Origin of the sequence: Streptomyces sp. 1114.5 (genome assembly GCF_003635085.1) — a bacterium.
GTDB lineage: Bacteria > Actinomycetota > Actinomycetes > Streptomycetales > Streptomycetaceae > Kitasatospora.
The window spans coordinates 2,347,733-2,368,092 of the sequence record NZ_RBXE01000001.1; the positions used below are offsets into that span (position 1 = coordinate 2,347,733).

Genomic DNA, 20,360 nt, shown 5'->3' on the forward strand with positions numbered 1-20,360 from the left:
CTCGTGCGCTGATGTACCAGGTGAATTGGGGGTGTTTGTCCGGAATTTTCGGCGGTGTCGAAGTCGATCACGCCCGAATTTTGGACAACCACTTCCGCCGGGACCTTTCCTTCACTACCTTTCCCCCACGCTCTTCCGCCGGGCAACCCCCCGCGGGACGGGCGCCGCAGGACCGTACGGGCGTCAAGGAGACACCGACCGGTCCGAGCGCGGCCACCCCCCACCTGCGCGCGACACCGACCTTGGACCGGCGCCGCACGCCCCGCGAGCGCCGCGGAAAGGATTGCCCGTCGTGACAGCCGAGACCTCCCAGACCCTGGACCGTGGTGTCCGGGTCCTCAAGCTCCTCGCCGACTCCGAGCGGGGGCTGACCGTCACCGAACTGGCCGCCCGGCTGGCCGTCAACCGCACCGTCGTCTACCGGCTCCTCGCCACCCTGGAGCAGCACGGCCTGGTCCGCCGGGACATCGGCGGCCGCGCCCGGGTCGGCCTCGGCGTCCTGCGGCTCGCGCACCGGGTGCACCCGCTGCTGCGCGAGGCCGCGCTGCCGGCCCTGCGCAGCCTCGCCGAGGACCTGGGCGCCACCGCCCACCTCACCCTGGTGGACGGCAACGAGGCGCTGGCCGTCGCGGTGGTCGAGCCGAGCTGGACCGACTTCCACGTCGCCTACCGGACCGGGCAGCGCCACCCGCTCGGCGAGAGCGCGGCCGGCCGGGCGATCCTGGAGGCCCGCACCTTCCCCAGCCAACGCCGGCCCGAACAGGGCTTCGTCATCACCCGCGCGGAGGAACAGTCCGGGGCCTGCGGGGCGGCCGCCGCGCTGCTCGGGCTGAGCGGCATCGAGGGCAGCGTCGGCGTGGTGATGCTCAACGGGATGGTGCCCGAGCGGGTCGGCCCCCGGGTGGTGGAGGCGGCGACCGAGGTGGCCGACGCCCTGCGGTAGCGCCCCGCGCCCGCCCGCCCCGAGCCGAAGGGGCCCGGGCGACCCCGCCCCGAGCCGAAGGGGCGCGCCGGTACCGAAAGGGAGAAGCGAGGGAGCGCCGACCGTCGGCACCGGGCCGGAGCGCCCCGGAGGCGAGCGGGCGAGTAGCAGCGTGTGTTTGGATTCCCCTTGTGTCCGACACCAAGCTGCCCCAGGCCCTCACCTCCCCGCGGACCCGCGCGCTCGCGCTGTGCGGGCTGCTGGTCGCCTCGCTGTTCGGCGTGGCCGCCTTCGTCCCGCTGCCGTACACCATCACCTGGCCGGGCTCGACCGCGGACACCCTGGGCACCTACCAGGACAAGCCGGTGCTCACCATCACCGGGGCGCCGCTGCGCACCACCGAGGGCCAGCTGCGGATGGTCACCATCACGGCGACCAACGCCGACCAGCGCAACACCTTCCTGCGGTCGATGCAGGCCTGGTTCGACCCGAAGGAGGCGGTCCGTCCCACCGACACCGTCTACGCGGAGAGCGACCCGGCGAAGGCCAACGAGGTGATCGCCGAGCAGATGGCCCAGTCGCAGGACAGCGCCACCGCGGCCGCGCTGAACTACCTCCACCTGTCGCCGGACCAGGTGAAGGTCAAGGTCGACCTGGGCGACGTCGGCGGCCCCAGCGCCGGCCAGATGCTGGCCCTGGGCATCGTCGACAAGCTCGCCGGTGACGGCAAGGGCGGCGACCTCACCGGCGGGCTCACCGTCGCGGGCACCGGCACCATCGACAAGGACGGCACCATCGGCCCGGTCGGCGGTGTCCCGCTGAAGACGCAGGCGGCCGCCCGGGACGGCGCGACGGTGTTCCTGCTGCCCAGGGACGAGTGCACGGACGCCAAGGTGAACCTGCCCGGGACGCTGCGGCTGGTGCCGGTCGGCACGCTCGGCGAGTCGGTGGCGGCGCTGCAGGCGCTCAAGAGCGGCGGCAGCGTTCCCTCCTGCTGATCCGGGGATCTACTCGGCGGCGGCCTGGTCCACCAGCGGCAGGATCCGGTACGGCACCGGGTTCTCCAGCACGATCGCGGTGGACGAGCGGACGATCCCGTCGAAGCCCACCACCCGGTCGATCACCCGCTGCAGGTCGGCGTTGGACCGGGCCACGATCCGCACCATCATGTCCCCGATCCCGGTGATGGTGTGCAGCTCCAGCACCTCCGGCACGCTCGCCAGGTGCGCCCTGACGTCCGAGCCCTGGCCCTGGGAGATCTCCAGGGTGGCGAAGGCCGTCACCGGGTAGCCGATCGCCGCCGGATCCACCTCGGGGCCGAAGCCGCCGATCACGCCCTTGGCCTGGAGCCGGTCCAGCCGGGCCTGCACGGTGCCCCGGGCGACCTGCAGCCGGCGCGAACACTCCAGCACCCCGATCCTCGGCTCCTCGGCGAGCAGCCGGATCAGCCGGCCGTCCAGGGCGTCGATCGTGTCGTTCGTACTGCCCGCGGTCGAAGTGGCCTGCGGGGACGCGGAGACGGAAGTGGAGGCCGGAGCGGAGTCGGGCGAACCGGGGGAGCTCGGGGAGTGGGCGGGGGGCATCACGGCACCGTCCTGGGGTGGGCATGCTGTACAGCGGCGCGGCCGATTCTCCCGCCCCGGGGCACGGCTTGACCAGTTCTGAGGGGCGCATCAGGGGGCCGGGCGCCGTCAGCGGACGGCCGTCTCGACCACCGGCGGGTGGCCGTTCCAGGAGACGAAGACCGAGTTGGCCTGGTTGTCCTTGGTGAAGTCGACTCGCATCCACTGCGGGCCGTTCCACACCTGCATCTGCCAGCCCGGGTCCGGGGTGGCGGAGACCAGGGAGGCGCTGTCGGCCTTCAGGTCCAGTGCGACCTTGCCGCCCGGGATCGGGTAGCTCTTCACAGTGGACGTCGCGGTGGCTGTGGGCGCGGGCCGACGGGAGGGCGGGGCGGTCGCGGTGGGTGCCGCCGGGTGCGTGGTGGCGGCGGCCGGGGTGGTGGGCGGGGCCGGGGGCTCGGACTGCAGGGCCGAGCGCGGCTGCTCGGGGGCGGCGGTCGGGGAGTACGGCGTGCCGTCGGCCTTCGGGGAGGGCAGCGGCAGCGCCGTGGGCTGCTCGAACGCGGCGTCGGTCAGGACTGCGTGCACGCCGAGCCAGGCCAGCGCCACCGCCGCCCCGGTGGCCGCCGCCCAGGCGCCGAGCTGTACCAGTCCGTTCCGCATCGTCCGCACATCCTGCCGCATCTCCACCCCGTCCGAGACCGGCACCCCGGCTGTTCCTCAGGGCAGTTGCCCACTGTCCGGACCGCCCCCGAGGTACAGACCACTGCCCGCCGATGGCGTACCGTGCAGGCCCATGGCAACAGTGCTCGTGGTCGAGGACGACCCCTTCGTACGTTCCGCCCTCATCCGCCACCTGACCGACACCGGTCATGCGGTCCGCAGCGTGGGCACCGCGCTGGAGGCGCTGCGGGAGGTCGCCCAGGTGGGCTGTGACCTGGTGATCCTCGACCTGGGGCTGCCCGACCTGGACGGCAGCGAGGCGCTCAAGATGATCCGGGGCCTGACCAACGTGCCGGTGATCATCTCCACCGCACGGGACGACGAGGCCGAGATCGTCCGACTGCTCAACGACGGTGCCGACGACTACCTGGTGAAACCTTTCTCCGGGGAACACCTCAGTGCCCGGATGGCCGCCGTACTGCGCCGGCTCGGAGGGGGCGCCGCACCCGTCACCCAGGTGCTGCGCGTCGGGGGGCTGGCCATCGACCTCCAGCGGCGCGAGGCCTCCCTGGACGGACGGCTGCTCGACCTGACCCGCCGTGAATTCGACCTGCTGGCCTTCCTGGCCGGGCGGCCCGGCGTGGTCGTACCGCGCAAGGAGATCCTCGCCGAGGTCTGGCAGCAGACCTACGGCGGCGACCAGACCATCGACGTCCACCTCTCCTGGCTGCGCCGCAAGCTCGGCGAGACCGCCTCCAGCCCCCGCTACCTGCACACTGTCCGGGGCGTCGGGGTCCGGCTGGAGGCCGCCGGAGGGCCGGGAGCGGCCGGGGGACCGGAAGCCGCCGGAGGGCCGGAAGCCGCCGGAGGGCCGGGAGCCGCCGGGGGACCGGCGGGCCACCGGACATGAGGAGGTTCGGGCGCTCGCTGCGCTGGGCCCTGATCAAGGCCGCCGTGGCCGGCACCACCATGGTCGCGCTGGCCTTCCTCATCCCACTCGGCCTGATGGTCCAACAGACCGCGCGGGACCGGGCGTTCACCGCCGCCGAGCGGCAGGCGGCGGCGCTCGGGCCGGCCCTGGCGATCACCACCGACCGGGACGCCGTCGATCGGGCCCTGGCCAGTACGGACGCCGGCGGGCAGGGGCGGATGGCGGTCCACCTGCCGGCCGCCGAGCAGCCGGTCGCCATCGGCCCCCCGGCCGGGCCGGTCGGGCCGACGCTGGGTGAGGGGCGGGCCGCCGACGCCGACGTGGCCACGGCCGGCGGGCAGGGCCGCTCCTTCACCGTGAAGGTGGCCGGCGGCTACGCGCTGCTCCAGCCGGTCGCGGTGGACACCGGGCGGACCGCCGTGGTCGAGGTGTTCGTGGCCGAGAGTGACCTCACCCGGGGCGTCTCCACCGCCTGGCTGGTGCTCTCCGCCGTCGCGCTCGCCCTGGTCGCCATCTCGGTGCTGGTCGCCGACCGGATGGGCAACCGGATCGTCGCCTCCGCCCGCCGGCTCGCCGGCGCCGCTCGCTCGCTCGGCGCCGGGAACCTCGCGGTACGCGTCCCGGTGGCGGGCAAGCAGGTCGACGGCAGCCCGGAGGAACTGCGAGAGGCCGGCCACGCGTTCAACACCATGGCCGACCGGGTCGTCCAACTCCTCGCCGCCGAACGGGAACTGGCCGCCGACCTGTCCCACCGGCTGCGCACCCCGCTGACCGTGCTGCGCCTCAACGCCGCCTCGCTCGGCGACGGCGACGCGGCCGACGCCACCCGGCACGCGGTCGCCCAACTGGAGCGCGAGGTCGACCAGATCATCCGCTCCGCCCGCCGCGCCCCCGAGGACGCGCCCGCCGTCGCGGTCGGCTGCGACGCCGCCGAGGTGATCCGCGAACGGGTCGCCTTCTGGTCCGCACTGGCCGAGGACGAGGGGCGCCGCTGGCAGCTCGCCGGCGCCGAACGGGCGGCCCCCGTACCCGTCCAGCGCGGGGACCTGGCGGCCGCCGTCGACGCGTTGCTCGGCAACGTCTTCCGGCACACCGCGGTCGGCACCGCCTTCTCGGTCGACGTCCTGGCCACCGAGAGCTCGGTGATCGTGCTGGTCGGCGACGGCGGACCGGGCTACAGCGACCCGGCCGCCGCCCTCAAACGCGGCGAGGGCCACGGCGGGGAGGGTTCCACCGGGCTCGGGCTGGACATCGTCCGCAAGCTCGCCGAGTCCACCGGCGGGGACCTCGCCCTCGGCCGCTCGGCCGTGCTCGGCGGCGCCGAGACCCGCCTGCGGCTGCGCACCCGGCCGGAGGCGGCGGCGCCCGTGCGGACCGGGCGGAGGCGGTCGCGGGCGGCAGCGCGGGGTGCCGCGCGGGGGATGCTCTTCCCGCGGTGAGGTGAGGAGGGGTCAGGTGCCCGGGGAGGCGTCTTCCTTAACGGTGGCCTAAGGGAGTTCTACCGCTCGCTCAGCCCGCCCGTTCCGCCCTCGGGCCGCCGCTAGCGTCGGTCACCCGACCGAAGGCATCCGCGGAGGTAACGCGCCATGACCACCCAGCCCACCCGTCGCTCCGGCCGCCGCAGGCGCAGCCGCAAGAGCGCGATCATCGGGGCCGCCGCGGTCGCCGCCACCCTGGTCGCGGGCGGGACGGTCCTCCTCGCCACCTCGGCCAGCGCCGCCTCGCTCGGCGCCGTCTACAGCCGCACCAGCAGCTGGGACTCCGGCTACACCGGGCAGTACCTGGTCACCAACCCGGACAGCAGCCCGATCGAGGACTGGACGCTCAGCTTCGACCTGCCGGTCGGGGCGAAGATCGACTCCCTCTGGAACGCCACCTTCACCGCCGTCGGGCGGCACGTCACGGTCAAGCCGGAGGCCTGGAGCAGGCGACTGGAGCCCGGCAGGAGCGTGGTGGTCGGCTTCGTCGCCCAGGGCACGGGCGCGGCCCAGGCCGAACCGGCCGACTGCCTGATCAACAACGTCTCCTGCAAGCCCGGCGACGGCACCGCGCCCACCCCCTCGGGGCGTCCGACCGCCACCGCCTCGCCGACGGGGACCACCGCTCCGACCGCCACCGCGACGGCGACCGCGACCGCGTCCACGAAGCCCAGCCCCACCGCCACGGCGAAGCCGACCACCCCGGCGCCGACCCCGACCGCCACCCCCACGGCGACCGGTGTGCCCGTTCCCCCGGCCGGTGCCGGGGCCGGCTTCGCCCCGTACGTGGACACCTCGCTCTACCCGCCGTACGACCTGGTCGCCACCGCCAAGGCGAGCGGTGTGAAGGACTTCAACCTGGCCTTCGTGGTGTCCGGTGGCGGCTGCGTGCCCAAGTGGGGCGGCGTCAGCGACCTGTCCACCGACGCGGTGGCCGCCCGTATCGGCGAGCTGCGGGCGATCGGCGGCGACGTCCGGATCTCCTTCGGCGGCGCCAACGGCAGCGAGCTGGCCCTCGCCTGCGGCTCCACCGCCGACCTCACGGCCGCGTACCAGAAGGTCGTGGACGCCTACGGGGCGACCAAGCTGGACTTCGACGTCGAGGGCGGCGCGATCGCCGACGCCGCCGCCAACACCCGGCGCGCCCAGGCCGTCGCCCAGCTGCAGAAGAACGCCGCCGCCAGGGGCAAGGCCCTCGACGTCTCCTTCACCCTGCCCGCGCTGCCCTCCGGGCTGACCCAGGAGGGCGTCGACCTGGTCGCGGGCGCCAAGGCCAATGGCGTCGCCGTCGGCGCCGTCAACATCATGGCGATGGACTTCGGCGACGGGGTCGCCCCCGACCCGCAGGGCCGGATGGGCAAGTATGCGATCGCCGCGGCCACCGCCACCCAGGCCCAGGTCAAAAGCGTGCTGGGGCTGGACGACGCGGCCGCCTGGCGCAAGGTCGCGGTCACCCCGATGATCGGCGTCAACGACGTCGCCAGCGAGGTCTTCACCGTGGCCGACGCCCAGCAGCTCGCCGACTTCGCGACGGCCAAGCACCTGGCCTGGCTGGCCATGTGGTCCGGCACCCGCGACAAGGCCTGCGACGGCGGCGCCAAGGGCTATGCGGACGCGACCTGCAGCAGCATCGTCCAGCAGCCGCTGGACTTCACCCGGGCCTTCGGGGCGTACAAGGGCTGAGGCCCGCCTGCCCGGGTTCCTGTTCTGCCCCGGCCGTCCGTGCCGAGTCCGCAGCCCAGCACGGCTGGTCGGGGCGTCTTTGTCACTTTGCGTAGTCGATTGCGTTCGGCTCCGTTCGGGTGGCATCCGGTATCGTCGCTGGTTGGCCGAGCGGTGGACGGAGTGGACAAGTGACAGCGGTGCAAGACGAGCGAAGCCCGGTGCGGACCGCACCCGACCCCTCGCCCGCCCCCCTGTCGGACCGGCTGAGCCGGGCGCTCGGCGCCCCCGTCCGGGCCCTGCGCGGGGCTCCCCGCCGACCGCTGCTGGCCGCCTCCGCCGTGGCGCTGCTGTCCCTGGTCGGGTACGCCGTGGTGCGCCACTTCGTCCACACCTCGATGGTGGACATGATCGTCTACCGGGCCGAGGGTGCCGCCGTCGCCCACGGCACCGACCTGTACGCGCTGCGCGTCACCGAGTGGAACCTGCCCGCGACCTACCCGCCCTTCGCGGCGATGCTGTTCGTCCCGACCACCTGGTTCCCGGTCCCCGTCCTCCGGGTGGTGATCACTCTCGGCAACATCGGCCTGCTCGCCCTGCTGACCCACCTGTCCTTCAAGCTGGTCGGCTGGCCGCGCCGCGAGCTGCGGCCGATCGGCGTGGTCCTGGTGACCGGCCTCGGCGTCTGGCTCGAACCCGTGTTCACCACGCTCCGGTACGGCCAGATCAACCTCGCGCTCGCCTGCCTGATCCTCTGGGACCTCACCCGCCCGGACGGACGCCGCAGCAAGGGCGTGGCGATCGGCATCGCCGCCGGCATCAAGCTCACCCCCGGCCTGTTCGCGGTCTACCTGCTGATCACCGGCCGGATCCGGGCCGCCTTCGTGGCCGGCCTCACCTTCCTCGGCACGTTCCTGCTCGGCGCCCTCGTCCTGCCCGACGCCACCTGGGGCTTCTGGACCAAGTACCTCTACGACTCCTCCCGGGTCGGCAAGACCTGGATCGTCGACAACCAGTCCATGCGCGGCGCCTTCGCCCGCCTGCTGCACAGCACCGACCCCGGCACCCTCGCCACCCTCGGGGGCGGCCTGGTCGCGCTGGCCGGGCTCGCCGTCGCCGCCTGGGCCGCCCGCAGCGGCCGCTGGCTGCCCCGGGCCGAGGCCTGGGGCGTCTGCTGCGCGGCCGTCACCGCCGTGCTGATCTCCCCGATCAGCTGGACCCACCACTGGGTCTGGTGCGTTCCGCTGCTCGTCCTGCTCGCCGCCGAGGCCTCCGTCGAGCGCGCCCGCCCGGCCGCCGTGCGCCGGCTGCGCTGGCGGGCCGTCTTCTGGGCCACGCTGGTCGCCTTCCTCTCCTTCGCGATGTGGGCGGCGAAGCCGGAGGGTGCGGCCGTCCTCCACATGCCGCCGTGGCGCCAGCTGCCCACCTCGGTCTACCCGTGGGTCGGGCTCTGCTTCCTGCTCGCGGCCGCGGTCCGGATAAGGGCCCGGCGGCGCTCCGCCGGTGCCCCGCTGGTCCGGCTGCCCGAACAGCGCGACGGCAGCGGCGGCCCGGACACCGCCCGCGGCCGTCAGCAGGCCCCCGCGGCCCGCTGAGGCGGCGGGGGCGGCCGCTCCTGTCACCTCTGTTGCGCCCTTGCTCGGGTGGGACGTACGGGTGCGCCCTGCGGCGCACGCTGTCGCGCACGCCTAGGCGAGCAGCTCGGCGAGCGAGCCGTCCATGTCCAGCGCCGCCAGCTCGCTGCCCGGCGGGACCAGCCGGTGAGCCCGCTCCAGCCAGGCCGCGACGGCCGGCAGCGGCGCCTCCAGCAGCGCGTCCCCGGCGGGCGAGCTCAGCGCGAGGCACAGCACGCTGCGCCGGCCCGAGCGGGTCGGCCAGATCCGCACGTCGCCCTGGCCGCACGGGCGGAAGGTGCCCTCGACCAGCAGCTCGCGGGCGAACACCCAGGTCACCGGGGAACCGGTGTCCAGGTGGAAGGTGATGTAGACCGCGTACGGGTCGTGGCTGCCGTAGGACAACCGCGCCGGGACGGGCACGCTGTGCTCCGGCGAGAGCACCAGGTTGAGCTCCAGCTCGTGCTCGACGACGCTGACGGGGCGCTCCATGATCGTCTTCCTCTCTGCCTTCGGGTCGTGCCCGGTTCCGGGCCCTGTGACCTTTGAGAGGGCGGTCCGCACCGGCTCTTACACACGTTTCCGGGATTTCTTCGGGAAGTTCGGCGAGGGGTGGTGAACGGGCGGCTGCGCGGCGCGCGCGCCCGGTCGCGCGCCCGGTTCCTTACCGCGGGCGGGCCGCCGTTGTCCGGGGATTGACGAACTTCCCGTCGCGACTTCGGCGAGGTACTACCCTTTGTGACTGCCCAGCGACTGTCCGCCCATCGGCGGCGCCCCCACGTGCGCCGAGCGCCGGGTGTGCGCCGGGTGCGCGCGCGGACGGATGTGCCGTAACGGCGTCCCCCGTCCTTCCGTTGTCCCTCCTTGCCCGCCCTTGCCCGCCCTTGCCCGCGTCAGGACCTGCCAGGAAAGAAGACCCCCATGACGGACCGCCCCTTCGCCGACGGCGGCGACCCGGCCGTCGCACCCGGACCGGGGTACTACCCCGACCCCTCCATCCCCGGCTTCGTCCGGTACTGGGGCGGCTCGGCCTGGGTGCCCGGCACCAGTCGGCTCGCGCCCGCCGAGGGCGAGGTGCTGGTGCCGCCCCGGTACGCGACCCGGCGCAGCGGGGCGGCAGTGCCGCCGGCCCGGGCGGTGCCGCCGCCGGTGGTTCCTGCGGTGGCGGCCCCGGGGTCCGGGCCGGAGGCGGTGGCGGTCCCGGAGGCGGTTTCGGAGCCGGAGGCGGTCTCGGGGCCGGAGCCGGAGCCGGAGGCGGAAGCGGGTTCTGGGCAGAGGCCGGAGGCCCTGATGCCGGCGGGTGGGGGTGACACCGGGCCGGTGTACTTCGACCAGACCTCGGGCGGGGCGTCCTTCGTGTTCGGGCCCCGGGTGGCGGAGGTCATCGGCGGGCCGGTGTTCCGTACGGTCGGGTCGGTGGCCGAGCCGGTGTCCGGGGAGTCCGGGGAGTCCGGCTGGCAGGCCGATCCGCGGGCCCAGCGGGGGCTGGCGGAGACCGGGGACGTGCCGCGCTGGGTCTCCTGGGGGGTGCTTCCGGGGGCGCCCGAGGCGGAGGAGGGGCGCGCGGAACCGGAGCGCGCTGCGGTTGCCGTGGAGGTGGCCGCGGCCGTTGCGCCGGCCATGGCCGTGGCGGTGCGGGAGACTTCGGCGGCCTCGGCGGCCTCGGCGGCCTCGGCGGCCTCGGCGGCCTCGGCGGCCTCGGCGACCTCGTCAGGCTCGGTGGCCGCGGTGTCCCCGACGCCCCTCGTCGAGGCCTCGGGCGCAGTGCCCGTGGTCAAGGCGGAGCCCGCGGCGGTCGCCCCCACCACACCGATGCCCGCCGTGCCGCGACCGGCCCGGGAGGCCACCGTCCGGCGCCGGCCCGCCGCCTCCGCGCCCGCCGCCGTGCCGGCCGGATTGGGGCGGCGGCTGGCCGCACGGGTGGTGGACACCCTCGTGCTGCTGGTGGTCGCCGTCGCCGCCGGGATCCCGCTCGGCCGCTCGGTGTCCGACCACCTCCAGGAGAAACTCGACCAGGCCCGGATGGCCAGCGCCCTCACCCGCCGCCAGGTCCAGGTCTGGCTCGTGGACGACGTGGTGCTGGGCAAGATCGCCGTACTGATCGGCATCCTGCTGTTCGCCGGTCTGCTGTACGAGGTGCTGCCGATCGCGCGGACCGGCCAGACCTTCGGCAAGCGGCTGGTCGGGATCCGAGTGGTGGACGCAACCGCCCCCACCGCCCGCGGCAGGTTGAGCCTCGGCCGTTCGCTGCTCCGCTGGGCCGTCCGGCAGCTGGGTACCGTGCTGCTGCTCGGCCTGGTCTGGCCGGTGGCCGACCGTCCGGCACGGCGGGGCTGGCAGGACCGCGCGGCCCGGACCCGGGTGGTGCGCGGCTGAAGCCGGCGCTTCTCCGCGCTTCCGCGCCCGTCCCCGCCCCCGGCGGCAAAACGGACGGAATATCCCGGAGGACGAGAATGGGCGGTGTTCTACTCGGGGGATGAGCGACCACGACCCCTCAGGCCCCCAGCCGGAGGGGGGCGGCAAGCCCTCCTTCGACAAGCAGTCCCCGCAGCCCGGCGGCGGAACGCCGGAAGGCGAGCCGTCGGGCCCGACCCCGTCCAACGGCCCGGCGGAGACCCCGTCCGGCGGCCCCGGCGCGTACCAGGGCACCTACGGCGGCACCCCGTACCCCGGGCCGAACCGCGATCAGAACCCGTACGGCGAAGCCCCGTCCGGGGAGTCCCCGTACGGCCGACCGCCGCAGGACCAGCCGCCGCCCGGGTACGGCTACGGCCCCGGCACGTACGGCGGCCCCGGCACCGGGCCCGTCCCCGGCATGCCGCCGATCGGCACCTGGCCCAAGCGGATCCTCGCCCGGCTCATCGACTACGTCCTCATGCAGGCCGTCGGCGTGATCGTGGTGGCTCCCTTCACCGACCTCAGCGAGCGCAACGGCTCGGCCGAGGCGTTCTGGATCGGCTGCGCCCTCTACCTCATCTACGACGCCCTGATGACCAGCCGGGACGGCCAGACCCTCGGCAAGAAGGCGGTGAAGGTCCGCGTCGCCATGCTCGTCGACGGGAGCACGCCCACCCAGTCCGCCGCCTGGACCCGCGCCGCGGTGTTCATCCTCCCGGCCGTGCTCTGCTGCGCCGCGATCTGGTGGATCGTCGACGGGATCTTCGGCGTCTTCGACAAGCCGTACCGGCAGTGCATCCACGACAAGGCCGCGAAGACCGTGGTGGTCACCACGGAGGTCTGAACGGCGGCGCGCAACGCGCCTGCGCCCGGCGGCGGATCAGCGCTGCCGGGCGTACGCGTGTCCGGCGGCGGCGCTCCCGGCGGCCGGGGCGTCCTCGGCGGCCGGGGCGTCCTCGGCGACAGGGATGTTCTCGGCGACAGGGGTGCTCTCGGTGGGAAGCGGCTCCGGGGACGGCCGGGCCGCGACGGCGGGGTCCGGCTTCGAGGACGCCGACAGCGAGAGCACCGTCACCACGGTGCCGAGCGTCAACGCGAACACCACCAGCACTGTGACCGCCAGGACGCCCGAGGCGCCCGAGGCGGCCAACAGCGCCACCGTGGCGGCGACGACGGTGAACGAGCCGAGGCAGGCCTGGGCAGCGGACGGACGCGGCATGACGGGGGTCCTTCGCACGTCGGGGGAAACGGGCGGGAGTGGTACCGGTGCCAGAAGTCCTACCCGGCAAGGGAGTTCACTGCCTCCAGGCTAGCCCGCCGACCCGGGGGCACAGGGGGCGCACGGGCTCACCCCAGGGTCGTCCGCGCCGGTCGGTACGGTGAACCGCAACCTGTCGACACCACGCACCGGGGGAACCGACCGTGCCCATCCCCGCCGACTGGCCCACCACCGAGGCCGAGGCACTCGCCGAACAGCAGCGGCTGCGCCCGCTCGTCCAGGCCCACGACGACACCGACGACCCCGACGACGGTACCGGTGTTCCGGGCGTCCCCGGCCGGCTGATCGCCGGCGTGGACGTCGCCTACGACGACGACCACGACCTCGTCGCCGCCGCAGCCGTCCTGCTCGACCGGGACACCCTGGAGGTCGTCGAACAGGCCACCGCCGTCGGCCGGATCGCCTTCCCCTACATCCCCGGGCTCCTCGCCTTCCGCGAACTCCCCGCCGTCCTCGACGCCCTGGCCGCCCTCACCCGCACCCCCGACACCGTCGTCTGCGACGGCTACGGCCTCGCCCACCCCCGCCGCCTCGGCCTCGCCAGCCACCTCGGCGTCGTGACCGGGCTGCGCACCCTCGGCGTCGCCAAGACCCCCTTCACCTTCGAGCACCACGAGCCCGACGCACCCCGCGGCTCCACCGCCCCGCTCACCGACCCCGCCACCGGCGAGGAAGTCGGCCGCGCCGTACGGACCCGCCCCGGCGTCAAACCCGTCTACGTCTCCGTCGGCCACCGGATCGACCTCGACACCGCCGTCCGCACCACCCTCCACCTCGCCTCCCGCTACCGCCTCCCCGAAACCACCCGGCACGCCGACTCCCTCTGCCGCCGCGCCCTCGCCGAAGCCCTCGCCGAAGCCCGCGCCGAAGCCCACGACAGCCGGACGACCGCGAACTGACCAAGCCCCGGGCGGGGTTCGGGCCCCGTGTGTTAGACATGAGACACCGGGGCCCGGCCCCGACCGCCAGGAACGGACGCACGGGGGAGGCGCCGCCATGGGATCAGGGACCGGTACCGGAAGCACCGGTGGAACCGGATCGACCGGGGGAAGCGGACAGGGCTACCGCGTCGAAGTCGAACAGCTCCGCACCTTCGCCGGCCAAGTACGGCTCCTGCTCGCCGACTTCCAGAAACACGCCGACGGCAACGACACCCACGGGCGCAGCGGCCTCGGCAAGAACGCCTTCGGCACCTTCGCCGAAGCCACCGAGATCCACGGCCGCTACAGCACCATGCGGGACGCGCTGCGCGACGTCCTCAACCAGCTCCAGGAAGCCGTCGACGACGCCCAGCACAAGGCCGAACTCACCGCCACCAACTACGAGGAACAGGACCAGCACACCGCCGGCAAGCTCAAACTCGGCGGCGACGGCTGGTCCGTGGAGAAGCCCTCGGCGAGCAGCCAGGCCGCCTACGAGAAGAACCTCACCCCGTCCCACCGCGGCAACGCCACCATCTAGCCACCACCCGCCCGGCCACGAACGGAGGCGAACCGCCCATGGTCTACACCGACTTCACCAAGTACAGCCACGCCCAGCTCCGCACGATGGCGCAGGCCCTCGACCCCGGCGCGGTGATGGCGGCCGGCGACCCCTGGCGAAACGCCGCCGACACCCTCAAGCAGATCCGCCTCGCCCTCACCAAGGCCAGCACCGAAGCCGCCACCACCTGGGAAGGCGCCACCAGCAACGCCTTCCACACCCGCATGCTCAACCTGGCCGCCAGCATCAACAACGCCGCCGCCTACGCCAACGACGCGGCCAACATCCTCCACAACGTCTCCGAGGCCATGGCCAAGGCCAAACACGACATGCCCGAGGAACCCGGCAACTGGGACAGCTTCAAGGACCACGTCGCCGACGGCGTCTCCTCCCTCTTCGGCGACGGCGACGACCACATCCCCATCGCCAATCGCAAGAAGGCCGAAGCCGCCGCCATCATGCAGACCCTCGCCATGCACTACCGCATCGCGACCCCGGCCCTGAAGGCTCCGCCGCCCTATCGTCCTGGAGGGAAGGAAGACTCCCGTGACGTGACGGCGCAGGAAGACCCCGGTGCTGCGGCGGCGGTGGCGGCTGCGGTGATGTCGGGCACCTCGCTGGGGGCTGGAGGAACCTCGGCGCGGACGACAGGCGGCACTGCGCCGCAGCGACCCAAGTCCTTCCAGCCTCCGTCGGCGGCCGGCTCCACGTCCAGGAGCGTGAGCGCTCCCACCGACTCCGGGATCAAGGGAGGCACGGCACAGGCTCCGCCGAAGCCGTCGGCCACCGTGGGTCGTGGCCCTGACGCGGGTATTTCCGGTACCCCGGTGTCCCGCCCCGGTGGAATCGTGCCGAGTCCCCCTACCTCCGGAACCCAGACGTCGGCCCTGACCGGTGCACCGACTCCGAGCCCTGTCGGTGCACCGGTTTCGGGTGGCGGCGGGCAGACGACCATCAGCCCTGGTGGGCCGACCGCACAGAGTCCATCGGCTCTGCCGGGCTTCGGCCAGAGCAAGACCGGGTTCGGTGACAAGGGGTTCTCCGGTCGGGAGATCACGGTGGAGGGCCCGAGCCCGCGTGGGGGCCGCGGCGTCAGCACCGGCGGTGGTGGCGAGGTCCCTCCAGGTATCGGCGGCGGAGGCCGTGGAATGTCCGGGGCCAAGCAGACCGGCAATGCCCCGGCACGCTCCGGTGGGGTTGTCGGAGGGCCGGCAAAGCCAGGCGCAGGTGCTCGCGGCAAGGAGGCCTTCACGGAAGGCGGTTCCGGGCTGGGCACGCGGGCTCGGCTCACCGGCGAGCCCGGTGCCACGGGCACGAGTGGTATGGCGCCCGGTGGCGCGCTGGGTGGCGCACAAGGACGTAAGAAGGATCGGGGCAAGAGCGGCAGGCGACCGGACTACCTCGTGGAGGACGAGGAGACTTGGGCGTCGGACAAGCCGACCAACCCGAACGTGGTGAAATGAGGCCGGTCCGTAGCCGGACGGGTGAGCTGATCGCATCCCGCAGGTCGGTGATCTGCGGGATGCCTCGTTGAGTGGGGTGACCGGGTTTGACGAGCCGCTGGTTGGCGCGTGGTACGGCGGCCTTTGCCGCCGGAACATTGGTCTGGAGCGTCGTCGCACCGGCAGCATCGGCCGATCAGATCAGGGACCAACAGTGGGCTCTGAAGACCTTCGAGGCTGCGGCGAAGGTCTGGCCGGTCAGCCAGGGCGAGGGCGTCGTCGTTGCGGTGATCGACAGTGGGGTGAACTCGGAGCACCAGGATCTGACCGGGCAGGTGCTTCCCGGCGCAGACTTCTCCGGCACCCAATCCGACGGCCGTATCGACACCGACGGCCACGGCACCGGTATGGCGAGCCTGATCGCAGGTCATGGGCACGGCGGGACGGCTGGGGTGATGGGCCTGGCTCCGAAGGCGAAGATCCTCCCGGTTAAGGTGAAGACCACGGAGAGTGGTCCCGAGCCTCAGGTGAACGACCTTGCGGAGGCAATCCGCTTCGCAGTGGACCACGGTGCGACAGTCGTCAACATGTCCATCGGAGGACTTCTCCGGTTCGACACGCAGGCGCGCAAGGCCGTCGCGTACGCGGTGTCGAAGGACGCCGTGCTGGTTGCCAGTGCGGGCAACAGCGGGTCGGACCTGGGTGTCAACTATCCGGCGGCCTTTCCCGGGGTGGTGGCCGTCGGGGCAGTCGACTCCAAGGGTGTCGTGTGGGATGGCTCCACACCGGGGCCTGAGACCACACTCATCGCACCTGGTGTGGAGGTCTATCACGCGTCGGCCAAATCCCCGACGAGCTATGGGGTCGGGACTGGCACCTCCGACTCCACCGCCTACGTCTCCGCCACCGCCGCGCTCATCCGGTCGAAGTACCCCGAGCTGTCTGCCGGGCAGGTGATCAATCGGATGATCAAGTCGGCCACCCCGCCGAGCGACGGGACAGTGGTCCCCGACAACCACTACGGCTACGGGGTCCTCGCGCCGGCGAAGGCGTTGGAGGCGAATCCCGCCGTGGACACCGGGCCTCGGGAGAATCCGCTGGTCAAGCGGCTGGAGTCCAGGGGGACGCCGCCGAGTGACGACGAGAGTGAGGCGACCGACCAGCCCTCCGCGGAGCCGGTGGTGCCGGAGGCCGACGGTGGGGGGAGCGGCGGTGACAGCACCGGGTTGGTGATCGCCGCGGTGGCGGTCGGCGCGGTGGTGCTGGGGCTGTCGGTGTTTGCGGTGGTGCGGGGGCGGCGGAGGCGGTGGTGAGTGGCGCCGGTCGGGATCGGTCGACGACGGCGATGGCGAGGTCGGCGGGGGCGGTGCGCCGGTGGGCTGGCAGCATTTCGGCGGCGGCTGGCGGCATTGCCGCTGGTGGGGTGGCTGCGGTGGCCGCCATGCTGGGCCCATGAGCACTTCTGAGAACACCGCTGGCGCTGCCGCCGGGGAGATCGTCCCCGACACCAAGGACTGGACGTGGGTGCTGGAACGCCGGTGCCCGGACTGCGGGTTGGACACCCCCGGGGTGGTGCGCGAGGACGTGGCGGGGATGATCCGGGCCAATGCGGCGGGCTGGCTGGCGGTGCTGGCCGGGGACGAGGACGGGCTGCGCCGCCGGCCGGAGGCGGGCGTCTGGTCGGAGCTGGAGTACGCGTGCCACGTCCGGGACGTCTTCCGGCTGTTCGACGTCCGGCTGGGCCTGATGCTGGACCTGGACGACCCGGTGTTCCCGAACTGGGACCAGGACGGGACGGCCGTCGCCGAGCGGTACGGCGAGCAGCAGCCGAAGGTGGTGGCGGCGGAGTTGGCGGAGGCCGCGGAGGCGCTGGCCGCGGCCTTCGAGCGGGTGGCCGGCGAGCAGTGGCAGCGGACCGGGAACCGCAGTGACGGGGCGCGGTTCACGGTGGAGTCGTTCGCCCGGTACCTGATCCACGACCCGGTGCACCACCTGTACGACGTCACGGGCGAGCGGGTCTGAGGCGTCCGGGGACGAGCCCGGGACGGGTGGCGCGCGGGGTCACCAGCCGGAGGCCTCGTGCAGCATGGTGCGGCGCAGTCGCCCGGCCACGCTGGCGGCGTCGGTGCCGATGACGTCGGCGATCTCGGGGGCGGCGAGGCCGACGACGTAGTGCAGGATCGCCAGGTCGTCGTCGGCCGGGTGGCGGTCCGGGGCCGCGGGTGCCCGGTGGGTGTGGTCGGCGACGATGCCGCGCAGGATCTCCCAGGCGTGCGCGGTCGGGTTGGCGCTTCCCATCAACTCGCGCCAGTGCACCGCGATTTCGGCGAAGGCCTGCTGGACGGCGGCGGCCGCGGTGCTGTGCTCGGTCAGCCACACCCGCGCGTAGCTGAGGTACCGGGGGCGGTGGAGTTCGCAGAACGCGGTGAACTCCAGTGGTACGTCCTCCGGCTCGCCGGGCCCCGGGGGTGGTCCGGCGGAAGTCGTGTGACGGTTGGTCATCTCGTCTTCTCGGAAAGGGAGATGGGTTTCTGACGGTCGATCATCTGTGCTCACTCTACGGTAGGCCCTCGGTGCGCTGGGTGACCAATCCGATGGAATGCCCGGAACCTGCCGCCGCCCGGCCGGTTCCGGTGCGACCGGGAGCGGCGGGGCGGCGGGGCGGACGGGCAGGGGGCCGACGGGGGGCCGGCGCGGGGCCGGCGGTGCGGTGCTGCGCAGTGGTGCGTGGAGCGTAGGTGCAAGCGTGTCGCGGCTGGTCAGAGGGTGTGGACGGCTTCGGCTGCAAGGCAGTTGATGTGCCACCGTAGGCGTTCCGACGGCGGACGTCCACGCCTACGGCGCGAACCCGCGCCCGCACTACCGCCCTCACAACCGCGCGCACGATCATGGCGTCGATCACCACGGTCCCGGGCGTGGCGACGGGCGGGGGTGTGCGGCCCCGGCTGCCAATGGCTCCGTGCCGCTCGACCGTGCCCCGGCGGCCTGGACCCGCGTGCGGCCGACCGGGGCGGGGGGACGGGCGGTGTGTCCGACCGTCAGGAGGTCGTCCGGGCCTCCGCGGGGGAGATCCGGTCGGCGGCGGTGTCCCGTTCGACCTGGGTGGGGAAGGTCTCGACGGCCCGCCGTCGGGCCGCCTGCACGGCGGTCGCCGCCGCTGCGGCCGCAGTCGCCGCAGCGGCGGCCTCCTCGCGCTCGCACCGGTGTGCCGCACCCCCGGCGTGCGGACCGGCCGCGTGCGCGCCGGCCGCGTGCACGCCAGGGCTGTGCGCACCGGCCGGGTGCGCACCCGCGGCGCCGTGCCCGCCGGCGGCCCGCCCCGCCGCTCGTCGCCGCCGGCCGAGGGCGGCCCGGGCGGCGTGTTCCTCGGCCGCCTGTCTAGCAGCGAGGTAGGCCTGCACCGCTGCCATGCCGTAAACCGGCTGGATGAGCTGGTGGCCCTTGAAGAACGGCCTGGCCGGGGCGAATCCGGCGGCGACCACGAGGTCGCGGATCTCTGCTATCTCCGCCTCGCTGCGGGCGGTGAAGCGGACCTCCCAGCCCTTCTTGTACGTATGGCCCTTCTCGCCGCTGCGGCGCGCCGGGTCCGGGCGGCGGACGTATCCGGGCAGGCGGCCGAGGCGGAGCTGGGCCGCGCGGAGGCCGGCGGTCTCGTCACGTGACATGACGTAAGCCTAGGCAATCCTTGGGGTGCGATTGACGCTTGGGGGGCTCCTCGCCGTATGTGGTTGGTCACTCTGGGTCAGGCAACCAGGCCGGCAATCGTTTTCGATCAGGTATGACAACCTGATGAGCGTCAATTACTCCAAATGAGTGAGGGTATGAGGACTTTAGTGCGAGCTGGTCCCGGTTTCGCGACGGTTGGGTAACAGTGCGTCAGCCTTTCGGTCGCAGGTCCGGGTGGTTGGGGATGGTGTCGGCATGAGCTACCGGATTCCCTCGCCGCCGCCGTCCCTGGAGGAACTGGCGCAGCGTCAGCAGAACGTCGTCACCGCGAGTCAGCTCCGCGCCCGGGGCGTGCCGGCCCGGGTCATCACCGGGCACTGCCGCCGGGGCGGCCCCTGGCAGCGACTGCTGCCCAGGGTCTACCTGCTGCAGTCCGAGGAGCCCACCCCGGAGCAGCGGATCTGGGCCGCGCTGCTGTACGCCGCGCAGAACGGCCGTGAGGAGGGCCGCCGCGAGGGCGCGGTGATCACCGGTGCGGCCGCGCTCGCGCTGTACGGCTTCGCCGCCGTGCCCCGGCTGCCCGCGGTGACGGGGGTGGACGTCCTGGTGCCCCGTCAGCGTCGCCTGAAGGACGTCGGCGCGGTGCGGATCCGGCGCACCGAAAGGGAGTTGGTGGCCCGCTCGGTGCACGGCCTGGCCTGTGCGCCGGTGGCCCGGGCGGTCGCGGACGCGCTGGGCGAGTGGACGGCGGACCCGCAGGCTGCGGCGCCGGTGCGCGAGGTGCTGCGGGAGGCCGTCGCGCGGCCGGAGAACCGGTGCACGGTACGGGAGTTGGTGGCGGAGCTGACCGAGTCCGGGCTGACCGCCGAACCCCGGGTGCGGGCCGCGCTGGACGAACTCCTCGCCGCCGAGCGGGACGCGGTGCTGGAGCGGGTCGGCCACCTGGTGGACGAGTGGCTGCTGCCCGCCCCGCTGAGCGCCCCCGAACTGCGGATGTGCGGCGGCACCTACATCGGTGTTCCGGACCTCTACTGGCCGGAGCGCGGCGTCGCGGTGGAGGTGGACTCCGACCTGCGCTGCGTCAGCGAGGGCGAGGCCGCCTGGGTACGCGGCGGCCAGCACCGGATGGAGTACCTGGGCATCCGCGTGGTGTACGTCTCCGGTGCCCGGCTGGCCGCCGACCCGGACGCGGTCGGCGGCGAGCTGCGCGAGGCGTACCAGGCCGGGGGCACGGACGTGGTGGAGCTGCTGGTGGTCTGAGCC

At 73.6% G+C, this 20,360-nt stretch carries 20 protein-coding genes; 14 read left to right on the top strand and 6 right to left on the bottom strand.

Annotated elements, in window-relative coordinates; translation table 11 throughout:
• Positions 1 to 292 precede the first annotated feature (292 nt).
• Both BX285_RS10315 and BX285_RS10320 read left to right on the top strand, forming a co-directional pair.
• The gene (locus BX285_RS10315) at positions 293 to 943 is read left to right on the top strand and encodes an IclR family transcriptional regulator (RefSeq protein WP_097237708.1); all 651 of its coding nucleotides are present in this window, start codon (positions 293 to 295) and stop codon (positions 941 to 943) included.
• Positions 944 to 1,113: 170 nt separating this feature from the next.
• Positions 1,114 to 1,920: a S16 family serine protease gene (locus tag BX285_RS10320; protein ID WP_257032717.1), complete on the top strand. Its 807-nt coding sequence runs from the start codon at positions 1,114 to 1,116 to the stop codon at positions 1,918 to 1,920.
• Positions 1,921 to 1,929: 9 nt separating this feature from the next.
• On the opposite strand, the gene BX285_RS10325 is transcribed toward BX285_RS10320, so the two are convergent.
• A complete protein-coding gene (locus tag BX285_RS10325; protein WP_259470479.1) occupies positions 1,930 to 2,505 on the bottom strand; it encodes an Lrp/AsnC family transcriptional regulator in 576 nt (191 codons plus the stop codon).
• 108 nt (positions 2,506 to 2,613) lie between these two features.
• On the bottom strand, positions 2,614 to 3,147 hold the full coding sequence (locus BX285_RS10330; RefSeq protein ID WP_183107043.1) for a hypothetical protein: 534 nt from the start codon (positions 3,145 to 3,147) through the stop codon (positions 2,614 to 2,616).
• A 133-nt stretch (positions 3,148 to 3,280) separates the two neighbouring features.
• Between BX285_RS10330 and BX285_RS10335 the strand changes: the two genes are divergently transcribed.
• The 4 genes from BX285_RS10335 to BX285_RS10350 all read left to right on the top strand — a co-directional run bounded on the left by BX285_RS10335 (position 3,281) and on the right by BX285_RS10350 (position 8,813).
• Entirely contained in the window at positions 3,281 to 4,057 is a 777-nt protein-coding gene (locus tag BX285_RS10335; RefSeq protein WP_259470480.1) for a response regulator transcription factor, read from the top strand.
• Positions 4,054 to 5,517 carry a HAMP domain-containing sensor histidine kinase gene (locus BX285_RS10340; protein WP_398900012.1) on the top strand — a complete coding sequence of 488 codons (1,464 nt, stop codon included), beginning with the start codon at positions 4,054 to 4,056 and terminating at the stop codon, positions 5,515 to 5,517. The genes BX285_RS10335 and BX285_RS10340 overlap by 4 nt, the downstream gene beginning before the upstream one ends.
• A gap of 147 nt (positions 5,518 to 5,664) precedes the next feature.
• On the top strand, positions 5,665 to 7,239 hold the full coding sequence (locus tag BX285_RS10345; RefSeq protein ID WP_121174963.1) for a cellulose binding domain-containing protein: 1,575 nt from the start codon (positions 5,665 to 5,667) through the stop codon (positions 7,237 to 7,239).
• A 170-nt stretch (positions 7,240 to 7,409) separates the two neighbouring features.
• Positions 7,410 to 8,813 carry a glycosyltransferase 87 family protein gene (locus tag BX285_RS10350; protein WP_097237711.1) on the top strand — a complete coding sequence of 468 codons (1,404 nt, stop codon included), beginning with the start codon at positions 7,410 to 7,412 and terminating at the stop codon, positions 8,811 to 8,813.
• Between the two features lie 93 nt (positions 8,814 to 8,906).
• On the opposite strand, the gene BX285_RS10355 is transcribed toward BX285_RS10350, so the two are convergent.
• Entirely contained in the window at positions 8,907 to 9,323 is a 417-nt protein-coding gene (locus BX285_RS10355; RefSeq protein ID WP_097237712.1) for an SsgA family sporulation/cell division regulator, read from the bottom strand.
• Between the two features lie 429 nt (positions 9,324 to 9,752).
• On the opposite strand from BX285_RS10355, the gene BX285_RS10360 reads away from it, so the two are divergent.
• Together BX285_RS10360 and BX285_RS10365 are read left to right on the top strand one after the other, a co-directional pair.
• Complete coding sequence (locus BX285_RS10360; RefSeq protein ID WP_121174964.1) at positions 9,753 to 11,207, top strand: RDD family protein; 1,455 nt, start codon at positions 9,753 to 9,755, stop codon at positions 11,205 to 11,207.
• A 100-nt stretch (positions 11,208 to 11,307) separates the two neighbouring features.
• Positions 11,308 to 12,072, top strand: a complete 765-nt coding sequence (locus tag BX285_RS10365) for an RDD family protein (RefSeq protein WP_121174965.1) — start codon at positions 11,308 to 11,310, stop codon at positions 12,070 to 12,072.
• A 36-nt stretch (positions 12,073 to 12,108) separates the two neighbouring features.
• On the opposite strand, the gene BX285_RS10370 is transcribed toward BX285_RS10365, so the two are convergent.
• Complete coding sequence (locus BX285_RS10370) at positions 12,109 to 12,447, bottom strand: hypothetical protein (RefSeq protein WP_121174966.1); 339 nt, start codon at positions 12,445 to 12,447, stop codon at positions 12,109 to 12,111.
• 203 nt (positions 12,448 to 12,650) lie between these two features.
• Between BX285_RS10370 and BX285_RS10375 the strand changes: the two genes are divergently transcribed.
• The 5 genes from BX285_RS10375 (at position 12,651) to BX285_RS10400 (ending at position 17,453) form a co-directional block, all read left to right on the top strand.
• Complete coding sequence (locus BX285_RS10375) at positions 12,651 to 13,406, top strand: endonuclease V (RefSeq protein WP_121174967.1); 756 nt, start codon at positions 12,651 to 12,653, stop codon at positions 13,404 to 13,406.
• Between the two features lie 97 nt (positions 13,407 to 13,503).
• Entirely contained in the window at positions 13,504 to 13,968 is a 465-nt protein-coding gene (locus BX285_RS10380) for a hypothetical protein (RefSeq protein WP_097237717.1), read from the top strand.
• Between the two features lie 38 nt (positions 13,969 to 14,006).
• Positions 14,007 to 15,452, top strand: a complete 1,446-nt coding sequence (locus BX285_RS36795; protein ID WP_147465138.1) for a WXG100 family type VII secretion target — start codon at positions 14,007 to 14,009, stop codon at positions 15,450 to 15,452.
• An 86-nt stretch (positions 15,453 to 15,538) separates the two neighbouring features.
• On the top strand, positions 15,539 to 16,744 hold the full coding sequence (gene mycP, locus BX285_RS10395) for a type VII secretion-associated serine protease mycosin (protein WP_121174970.1): 1,206 nt from the start codon (positions 15,539 to 15,541) through the stop codon (positions 16,742 to 16,744).
• Between the two features lie 139 nt (positions 16,745 to 16,883).
• Positions 16,884 to 17,453 (top strand): DinB family protein, encoded by a 570-nt coding sequence (locus BX285_RS10400; protein WP_121174971.1) that lies wholly within the window; start codon positions 16,884 to 16,886, stop codon positions 17,451 to 17,453.
• Positions 17,454 to 17,492: 39 nt separating this feature from the next.
• Here BX285_RS10400 and BX285_RS37220 read toward each other — a convergent pair whose 3' ends face one another.
• Together BX285_RS37220 and BX285_RS10410 are read right to left on the bottom strand one after the other, a co-directional pair.
• A complete protein-coding gene (locus BX285_RS37220) occupies positions 17,493 to 17,933 on the bottom strand; it encodes a hypothetical protein (protein ID WP_097237723.1) in 441 nt (146 codons plus the stop codon).
• A 536-nt stretch (positions 17,934 to 18,469) separates the two neighbouring features.
• Complete coding sequence (locus BX285_RS10410) at positions 18,470 to 19,096, bottom strand: hypothetical protein (RefSeq protein ID WP_121174973.1); 627 nt, start codon at positions 19,094 to 19,096, stop codon at positions 18,470 to 18,472.
• A gap of 256 nt (positions 19,097 to 19,352) precedes the next feature.
• On the opposite strand from BX285_RS10410, the gene BX285_RS10415 reads away from it, so the two are divergent.
• Positions 19,353 to 20,357 (top strand): hypothetical protein, encoded by a 1,005-nt coding sequence (locus BX285_RS10415; RefSeq protein WP_097237725.1) that lies wholly within the window; start codon positions 19,353 to 19,355, stop codon positions 20,355 to 20,357.
• Positions 20,358 to 20,360: the final 3 nt, after the last annotated feature.